This is a genomic window from Bacillus sp. CGMCC 1.16541, assembly GCF_003184905.1.
In the GTDB taxonomy this organism is placed as follows: domain Bacteria; phylum Bacillota; class Bacilli; order Bacillales; family Bacillaceae_H; genus Priestia.
Genome location: NZ_QFRU01000022.1, coordinates 66471 through 75387, shown reverse-complemented (window position 1 = coordinate 75387; position 8917 = coordinate 66471). Strand labels below are relative to the sequence as shown.

The 8917-nt window shown below is 35.1% G+C and carries 11 protein-coding genes; 5 read left to right on the top strand and 6 right to left on the bottom strand.

Going from position 1 to position 8917, the window contains the following annotated elements:
* Window positions 1–429 precede the first annotated feature (429 nt).
* On the top strand, window positions 430–774 hold the full coding sequence (locus tag DIS06_RS16780) for a DUF1878 family protein (protein ID WP_110114385.1): 345 nt from the start codon (window positions 430–432) through the stop codon (window positions 772–774).
* 13 nt (window positions 775–787) lie between these two features.
* Here the strand turns inward: DIS06_RS16780 and DIS06_RS16775 are convergent, their stop codons facing one another.
* Window positions 788–1387 (bottom strand): HTH-type transcriptional regulator Hpr, encoded by a 600-nt coding sequence (locus tag DIS06_RS16775; protein WP_110114384.1) that lies wholly within the window; start codon window positions 1385–1387, stop codon window positions 788–790.
* Between the two features lie 117 nt (window positions 1388–1504).
* Window positions 1505–1900, bottom strand: a complete 396-nt coding sequence (locus tag DIS06_RS16770) for a YtxH domain-containing protein (RefSeq protein ID WP_110114383.1) — start codon at window positions 1898–1900, stop codon at window positions 1505–1507.
* 100 nt (window positions 1901–2000) lie between these two features.
* Between DIS06_RS16770 and yhzF the strand changes: the two genes are divergently transcribed.
* Complete coding sequence (gene yhzF, locus DIS06_RS16765) at window positions 2001–2192, top strand: membrane protein YhzF (protein WP_110114382.1); 192 nt, start codon at window positions 2001–2003, stop codon at window positions 2190–2192.
* Between the two features lie 142 nt (window positions 2193–2334).
* Here the strand turns inward: yhzF and DIS06_RS16760 are convergent, their stop codons facing one another.
* Both DIS06_RS16760 and serC read right to left on the bottom strand, forming a co-directional pair.
* Complete coding sequence (locus tag DIS06_RS16760) at window positions 2335–2859, bottom strand: tryptophan transporter (RefSeq protein WP_110114381.1); 525 nt, start codon at window positions 2857–2859, stop codon at window positions 2335–2337.
* Between the two features lie 136 nt (window positions 2860–2995).
* A complete protein-coding gene (gene serC / locus DIS06_RS16755; RefSeq protein ID WP_110114380.1) occupies window positions 2996–4081 on the bottom strand; it encodes a 3-phosphoserine/phosphohydroxythreonine transaminase in 1086 nt (361 codons plus the stop codon).
* A 284-nt stretch (window positions 4082–4365) separates the two neighbouring features.
* Between serC and DIS06_RS16750 the strand changes: the two genes are divergently transcribed.
* Complete coding sequence (locus tag DIS06_RS16750; protein WP_110114379.1) at window positions 4366–4812, top strand: GNAT family N-acetyltransferase; 447 nt, start codon at window positions 4366–4368, stop codon at window positions 4810–4812.
* Between the two features lie 81 nt (window positions 4813–4893).
* Here DIS06_RS16750 and DIS06_RS16745 read toward each other — a convergent pair whose 3' ends face one another.
* The gene (locus DIS06_RS16745) at window positions 4894–5325 is read right to left on the bottom strand and encodes an HIT family protein (protein ID WP_110114378.1); all 432 of its coding nucleotides are present in this window, start codon (window positions 5323–5325) and stop codon (window positions 4894–4896) included.
* A gap of 667 nt (window positions 5326–5992) precedes the next feature.
* Here DIS06_RS16745 and DIS06_RS16740 point away from each other — a divergent pair.
* Both DIS06_RS16740 and DIS06_RS16735 read left to right on the top strand, forming a co-directional pair.
* Window positions 5993–6736: an ABC transporter ATP-binding protein gene (locus DIS06_RS16740; protein WP_110114377.1), complete on the top strand. Its 744-nt coding sequence runs from the start codon at window positions 5993–5995 to the stop codon at window positions 6734–6736.
* Window positions 6729–7934 (top strand): ABC transporter permease, encoded by a 1206-nt coding sequence (locus tag DIS06_RS16735; protein WP_110114376.1) that lies wholly within the window; start codon window positions 6729–6731, stop codon window positions 7932–7934. Before DIS06_RS16740 ends, DIS06_RS16735 begins: the two co-directional genes overlap by 8 nt.
* A 148-nt stretch (window positions 7935–8082) precedes the next feature.
* Here the strand turns inward: DIS06_RS16735 and DIS06_RS16730 are convergent, their stop codons facing one another.
* A complete protein-coding gene (locus DIS06_RS16730; RefSeq protein WP_110114375.1) occupies window positions 8083–8799 on the bottom strand; it encodes an EcsC family protein in 717 nt (238 codons plus the stop codon).
* Between the last annotated feature and the right edge of the window lie 118 nt (window positions 8800–8917).

Here is an 8917-nt window from a genome sequence, read left to right as displayed (position 1 = left end):
CAACGCTTAGGGATTCACTAGGTCAAATGTCGAAAAAGAAAATCATTTATATATAAAAAAATCTCTGTATCTACAATATATAAAGATTACTTAATTTGCATGCTTCGTATACGGTAAGTCGTTTATTATTAGTTTATCATAAAAGGGTTATTCCAGTTTTGAGTCCAAATGGTTTAAACAAAATGTTCAGTGTTAGTAAGTGGTCAAATGTGAGGCCTATACCACTTCGAAAATGCTATATAAGCGGTAAAGTCAACTTTAGACGCTATATCATAACATTACCAAAAATCTTATAAAATAGATAGCAATAAACCTATTTTCCTAGAACAGAAGTGTTTTACATCTATCTTAATTTGCAGTTAATGATTGAGTATAATGTGGTATTTTATGTAAAATGAAGGTACGCATATAAAAGGAGTAGAATTAGTGATGGAATCTCTAGAATCTCGAGTAAGCCGTTTAGAATATTACATTGAATTGTTATCAGGAACAACGGCATTGCAACATAGGCCTTTTGTTGAACTGATTATAAAAAAAGAACTGACAAAGCAAGAAGCGAAAGATGTATACAAACTTTGTGAAGAATTGAACAACCTTTATGGTGAGCAAAAAGCGGAAGGGCTTGTAGACTTCACTCCGCTTCTTACGCAATTTGTTGGAATGCTCAATTACAAGCTAAAGCCTAACGAAACAATCCAAGCACTGAGAAAAGAAGGTCTTTATTTACCATTAATGAACGAACTTCAATCCATTGTTGAACGAATAAGGGAATAGAGAAGTGATTTTATTAGCTAGATGTCACTTTTTCTTGATCGGTTGTTATCGCTTCTCTTTTCACGAGCTTTCCATCGATTTCAACAAATTCTTCTTCAATGTTATGAAAAGAACGTTCAAAGATGTCCATAAAATCTTCTCCATAAATTTTACGAATAATCGACATGAGTTCAATAAACTCTGGAAATTTCCCATACAAGTCACGAAGTGGAAGAGCACCACTAAAAGTAGAGTTTTGTTCAGGATTGTAATCTTCCATTAAATTTAGTAAAATGGTTTCCCCTTCTTTTGTTAACTGAATGTATGTATTCCGTTTGTCGCTTTCTTTTTTAGAAAACTGAAGTAATCCTCTTTCTTCTAACTTTTTTGAAAAGTTAAAAGCTGTCGAGACATGCATCACACCAAATTTTGCAATTTCAGAAATTGAAGCCCCATTTAAGTGATAAGAAATCCATAAGATGTGATGTTCATTAATGTTTAAATCATAAGGCTTAATCCATTGCTGCCAATCTTTTTCAACGGTTTTCCATAACGCTTTACTTAATTGAGCAATTCTTTGACTGAAAAGAAGTGCTTCCTTTAAATTAAAATTCTGCTCATCTGTGTTCCTCATTTTCTCCCACCCACTTTAGCTGTCTATCTTTCTTATTATCTTCTATTATGCCAATAAAATAAAAAATTATAAAGATGTAATTTTACAAAAAATTTAAATTTTAAAAAAAGAAGGTGATTATCCTTCTTTTTTGGTTGTTTCTTTGTCAGCAACTTGAGTTGTCTGTACATGTTTTTCAAGGTTCGATAACGATTTTTCAATTTCTTCTAAATGATGTTTTAGAGATTCCTGATGGGGCACAATTTCTTGTTTAAATTCATTTAAAGAGATAGATACATCTTTTGCAACATTTTTTACTATAGTATTTCCCTCTTTAACTACAAATTGAATGTCATCTTTTATCTTTGTTACTTTTTCACTCAGATCTATGGAAGTTCCTTGGATTTGTTCTTTTTGTTCTTTTAGCTTTCTTCGTACCTCTATACCAGAATAAGGGGTAGTGAGCAATGCTCCAATAGCAGCTGCTGTTCCACCAACCATGATTCCTAGTGCTAAAGATTTCATTCGACTCATATTAAACACTCCTTATGTAGCAATTAACGTCTCTTCTAGTTTCTCAGTACATATCTAAATCAACAGACGCATATGTATAAAGTAGAAGGGGGGATGAGAAATGACAGGCATTATTTTTGGTTTCTTTATGGTTAGTTTTCTTTTCATTATTGCCACGATTAATTCATTTATTGCTTCAAAGAGAACATCATCTTATCCACCTAAGCATGTCTTAAAGAAAAGAGTGATGACTTTTGGTGCTTCAGGATTAGCTTTCTTTTTAATAGCGTTTACATTATATTATGTAACCTAGTATCAAAAAACTAAACATACGTTTTGAAAGTAAGTCACATAGATAAGCATATGGTATTTCGTAACTGTAAAGCGTATATAGTAAAGAAAAAGCCCGATAGAAGTCGGGCTTTTTTTGCTCCCGTTAAGGGAATTATTCACATTTATGCAACTTCAGAAGCTATTTTCGTGCGCTTTAACACATTTTGTACAATTGGGTATACAACAACCATTACGATGGTATTCACAACAGCTGTTGGTAATACAACACCTGCGACAAGTGATAAAAACCCACCTGGAAGACCAATAATAAAATAAGCAGCTGATAAGAAAATGACACCGGAAATGACTGTTCCAATTGCTGTTAAAGCAGCAGCAGATACAGTTGAAGACCTAAATGTTTTTCTTACGACTAAAAATAAACCAAGGAATAAAAATGCTGAAATTGGCTTATCAATCATATTCGCAATTTGTCCGCCTGGAAAACCAGTGGTTAACGCTGAAATGACACCAGTTGTAATGCCAAGTAGTACAATGTTTTTTACAGAAGGAAACAACATAATGCCTAAAAACATCATCGTTAGTAACATATCAGGTTTCATCCCAAATAAAATCGGTGGGACAATCGTGTGCAACACCGCTCCAATCCCAACTAACAATGATAACGACACAAGTACTTTTGTATTCACTTCTCATCTCTCCTCTTCTATACTAAACTCGTTTTTTATAAAACTACCAACAGTGCTCTCTATGCCTGGTGCGTAGGTCTATATACACAGTATAACACAAACTTTAGTGGAAAATAAAGTTTTAATTTTCTGTCAATTACTGCCCTTTATAAAAAGATTCCATAAACGAAGCTAGTGCTTCGCAGGATTCTAGTGGCACCGCGTTATAAATAGAAGCACGACAGCCTCCAACTGATCGGTGACCAGCTAGGCCAACAAAACCTTTTTCTTGTGCTAATTGTAAAAAGGAAGAAGTAACCTCTTTGTTTGGCAGTGTGAACGTTACATTCATGAGTGACCGACTATCTTTTTCGGCATGAGGCGTATAAAACTCATTATACATATCCATGCATTCATACAATAGAGATGCTTTTTTTTCATTTTGCTTTTCAATCGCGTCTAATCCACCTTGTTGTTTTACCCACTCGAGTACGAGCGACAACATATAAATCGAGAAGGTAGGAGGAGTATGGTAAAGAGAATTATTCTTTATGTGCGTTTCATAATTAAGCATGGTCGGTAATCCCGTTGGAATACGTGATAGCAGTTCTTTCTTTATAATTACCACAGTCACACCAGATGGACCAAGGTTTTTTTGTGCCCCTGCATAGATGAGTGAAAGCTTACTTACGTCAACGTTGCGGCATAAAATATCACTCGACATATCAGCAATCAAATCAGTTCCATTTAATGATGGAAACTCATGCCACTGTGTACCATAAATCGTATTATTTGATGTGATATGTACATATGCCATATTTTGGTCAGGAATTTGTAATTCATGTTGATTCGGAATTGAACGATAATGATTGTCTTTTGATGAAGCAATGACAGCTGTTTGCCCAAGCTTTTGTGCTTCTTTTAATGCTTTTTCAGACCAAGCTCCTGTTAATACATATCCTCCAACTTGTTCTGCTCCTAAAAAGTTCATTGGTATCATTGAAAATTGAAGGCTTGCTCCACCTTGTAAGAAAAGAATTTCATGCGTATCTGGAATGTTCATCAATGTACGCAAATCATCCTTGGCCTTATTTAGTACATTTTCAAACGTACTACTTCGATGAGACAATTCCATAATAGACATGCCCGTCCCTTTATAGTTCACCATTTCTTCCTGTGCTTTTTGTAAGACAGGTAAAGGCAAAGCGGATGGACCTGCATTAAAATTGTAAGCTCTCTGCATGACAAAAACCTCCTCTAAATAATTCACTATGATTGATATGGTAGATGAAAAATTGAATATTCTTATCCTATCATGAAATAATGTGTTGATGTGTCAATTTTTAAAAAATTAACATAATTGATGGTTATGACTCAAATCGAAGGATGATAGGTGTTTTGGGAGGAGGAAGTAGATAAGTGAATTGTGAGCAAGCATACGAGGTTATATCTATGATGAGTAGCGAAATTGAAGTGATTAGAGTAAGATTTGTACATAGAAAACATTTCATGGGATAAGGTGATTAGATGAGTTGGGTATTAAAAAAGTTTGATGAATTAACTGTTCATGAACTTTATAACATTTTAAAAGAACGAGTTAATGTCTTTGTTGTAGAGCAAAATTGTCCGTATGAAGAAATGGATGGAAAGGATCTTGCATCGTATCATCTGTTTAAAAAACAAGACAATCAAGTGATTGCGTATTTGCGAGTACTACCAAAAGGTGTCAGTTATAAAGAAGCGTCGCTTGGGCGAATTATTGTGCATCCTTCCTATCGAGGAACGGGAATAGGGCGAGAATTAGTAACGAGAGGACTTTCTTTTTTAAATCAAGAATTACATGAAACAACCGTGAAAATTCAAGCTCAAAGTTATCTTCAAGCCTTTTATGAGTCATTTGGATTCAAAAAAATTTCAGAAGAGTACTTAGAGGATGGTATTCCTCATATTGATATGTTTTTACAAAAAGGGTAGAGGGGTCAGGTGATAAATCGAAACAAGAAAAAAGCTGAGTCGAATAAGGCATTTTTGGCCTGTTCGGTCAGCTCTTTTTTGTTACAAATGTTTGGAAATACTTGCTGCAATCTCTTGTAGCTTTTCAGGTGTATATTCGCTTGTATGCTCTTTCCAAACAGCGCCAAATCCATCTCCTTGACCGTAGCGAGGAATAAGATGCATATGAAAATGAAACACTGATTGTCCGGCTTTCTCCCCGTTATTATTTAGTAAGTTTAAGCCGATAGGGTTGTATTCTGCTTTGATAGCATTTGCTATTTTTGGAACCACTTCAAATAAATTACTTGCAATTTCAGGTGTTAACTCAAAAAGGTCTTGTTTATGTACTTTTGGGATGACAAGCGTATGTCCTTTTGTTACTTGGCTAATGTCTAGAAACGCTAATACATGCTCATTTTCAAACACTTTGGCGCAAGGAATTTCACCACGAGTAATTTTGCAAAAAATACAATTGTCTTCTACATGACTCATCTTATTCATCCTTTCAGATTGTATTTCTTATTGATTATTTTACCATATATGTAGGGTTAGAAGAAAAGAAGAGAAAAGAAAAAGACAGGATGCAATCGAATGATACATCCTGTCCCGTCGAAGAAGGGATTTATACAGAGCTTCTAAAACCGTTTATTACGTTTAGGGAACACCTCATTTACGTTTTACTTTTGCTTGAATTAAACGGTAACTTGTCTTTAACAAACACCTCATTTAAGCAATAGTGTGAGCATCTCATTTTCTGAACATGAATGTTCTGCGGTCTTTGACAAACACCTCATTTACACTGTAATAAATGAACATTGTTGTCTACCTAATGTGTTCTCACTTTGTTCATGATTACCATCCCCTTATTAGGTAACGTACATTATAACGTTTTATAGCGGATAAAAATGCCTGCTGTAGACACCTCATTCCATTATTATGAAGCTTGTGATTCACTACAATTGATCACTCAGTTGTGTGTTTCCCTTCTTCCTTATTTAGAATGTCCGAAATGAATGGATCTATTCTAGAAAATAAAAACTTTTTGCGAGAAATTTAAAATGATGAGTACCGAAAAAAATGTGTATGATCGTAAGATTTGATACAATAAACTTAAATAAGTATGAAAATGAAACTATTGGATGTAGAAAAGGAGAAAAGAATGAGCTCTTTACTGCAATTAACAAGTGTTACAGGTGGATATACGAAAACACCCGTCTTAAAAGATGTATCATTTAACGTGCAAAAAGGTGAATTAGTCGGCCTCATTGGATTAAATGGCGCTGGGAAGAGTACGACCATTAAACATATTATTGGCTTAATGGAGCCTAAAAAAGGATCTGTTTCCATTAACGGAAAAACATTTGCGAAAGACCCAACAAGCTATCGCTCGCAATTTACATTTATTCCAGAAACGCCGGTTTTATATGATGAATTAACATTAAAAGAACATTTAGAAATGACTGCGATGGCATATGGATTAGACAAGCATACATATGAAGAACGGTTACAGCCGTTACTAAAAGAATTTCGCATGGATAAAAAGCTGAAATGGTTTCCGGCTCATTTCTCAAAAGGAATGAAACAAAAAGTCATGATTATGTGTGCCTTTCTGGTTCAACCGTCTCTTTATATTATTGACGAACCATTTTTAGGACTTGATCCGTTAGGAATTCAATCGCTTCTTGATTTAATGAACGAGATGAAAAAACAAGGAGCCGGCATTTTAATGTCGACGCACATTTTAGCAACAGCAGAACGTTACTGCGATCGTTTTGTGATTTTGCATAATGGAGAAGTGCGAGCACAAGGGACACTTCAAGATTTGCAAAATCAGTTTCAAATGCCACATGCGACACTCGATGAAATTTATATCCAATTAACAAAGGAAGAAGCATATGAATAACGTCGAAATGTTGTGGAAACAACGATTTCAACAATTTTTAACAGATATAAGAAAATATATCAAATATATTTTGAATGATCACTTAAAGTTTGTCTTACTGTTTGCTTTAGGCGCAGGGGCATACTATTATCAACAGTGGCTTGAAACACTTTCTCCAAGTTTTCCAGCTGCCCTTGTGATGGCTGTAATTGTGGGACTTGTCATTACGAATAGTCCGACTCAAACGTTATTAAAACGTGCAGACTTAGTCTTTTTATTACCAATGGAAACGAAGCTACGTCCTTATTTTAAAAAAGCATTTGCATTTAGTTTTATTATTCAGCTGTATCTATTACTATTAGTCATTGCTGCTCTTGCGCCATTGTATGTGAAATGGTCTGGAGGTTCGTACAGCACTATTTTTATGTTCTTGTTGTTTTTTTTAGGGTTAAAAGCATTAAATATAGGAATGAGTTGGTGGGCTGTTTATTTTGAAGAGCCAATGGCTAAGCTGACAGACTTTTTTGTTCGCTTGTTGTTAAATGGCTCATTTGCTTATTTTCTTTTTGTAGACGCTCCTCTGTTGTTTAGTGTAGCAACAGCAGCAATCATCATCGGACTCACTTCTTATTACCGCGCATTAACTGCTAAAAAGCCGTTAAAGTGGGAACGATTAATTGAATTGGAAGAAAAAAGAATGGGGCTATTTTATCGTTTAGCCAACTTATTTACAGACGTGCCAAGCGTAAAGGAACGTGTTAAACGAAGAAAATATTTAGATTGGTTATTAACACGTATTCCGTTTAAACAATCGGCTACTTATGATCATTTATATAAAAGAACATTTTTACGTACGGGAGACTATCTTGGGTTACTCGTTCGCTTAACCGTCATTGGTATTTTGTTATTAATGGTGACACCATTTCAATACGGCAATATTGTCGTGGTTTTGTTAATGGTGTACGCAACTGGCTTTCAAACCATTCCGCTATGGAAGCATCATCGTCAAACTATTTGGGTGTCACTGTATCCTATTGATGAAACCGTAAGTAAGAAAGCATTCTTATCGGTTTTAAGACAAGCTTTGTTTGTACAACTTACCGTCTTTACAGTATTTCTACTGTTTTCAAACATGACAGTAGCAATCTTATCCGCTGTCGCTGGTGTGGCATTCATTCAAGTGTTCATCAGCACATATGTACAGCGTAAAATGTCCTAAAATTAAAGAATGAGGGTGGGACATAAGTCGATAAACATAAGAAACTTCATTGACATGCAACATCTTTTTCCTCTTTATCTATTGGTATAACTATACTGCGGGCTGAGTCAAACAGGGGTGTTTCTTACCCCTTTTGTCTCAGCCCACTTTAATGCTCATATTTCAATAGCCGTAACCGATACACGTTCATGGCTACTTCGCCTAAGTGATCTAACAAATTGTAATTTGCGTAAGCACCGACCACAGCACCTAATCCAGGTATCAGTTGTAGCATTTTGACTAAGTCAATATAGTCACGGTACTCTTGTTGAAACGTCTGCCAGTTTACATCTTTCATATCCTTTTTATTTTCATCCCACTTTTCTAACAAGTGAAAAATGGCGTCTCGATGTTTGTCACTGCAAAACGCTAAATGGAAAATATATAAAATGTAGACACGTTCTTCGACATTCTTGATGTTATATCCATAAATAGAGGCAATGTCAAATAAACATTTCATTTTAATTGATAAAAGTAAAGGGAAATCAACAGCTCCTAACAGTAGTCCACCAGCTCCTGTACCTGCACCTTCTAAAGCCGCCGTGCGCTTGTATTGAGCAATGACCTTATGCACTTGTTTTTCTTTCTCTTCAAACGATATAGTTAGCTGCTCACGCTTTTTAGTGGTAAGGTTTGAGCCAATGATGGTCGTTTGAATCATCTTTTTAATGCTCTCTGTAACCATCATATGAATTTGATTGGGGATTTTGTTGTTCACTTTTGTTTGCATATTTTTAGCAGCACGTTGAAACATGGATGGGCGTTTAATCATCTTAATTTGCCAATGTTCGGCTTCGTCTAATGCTTTTTGTTCATACTGTAACATAAAGATATCCCCCTCTATCTAACTAATAATAGATCATACGTGAAAAAAGAGAAGAAGTTCCCAAAAAACCTCCTGACTAGTATGTCCATTGAACAAATGGATTTTGAGACAGGAGGTT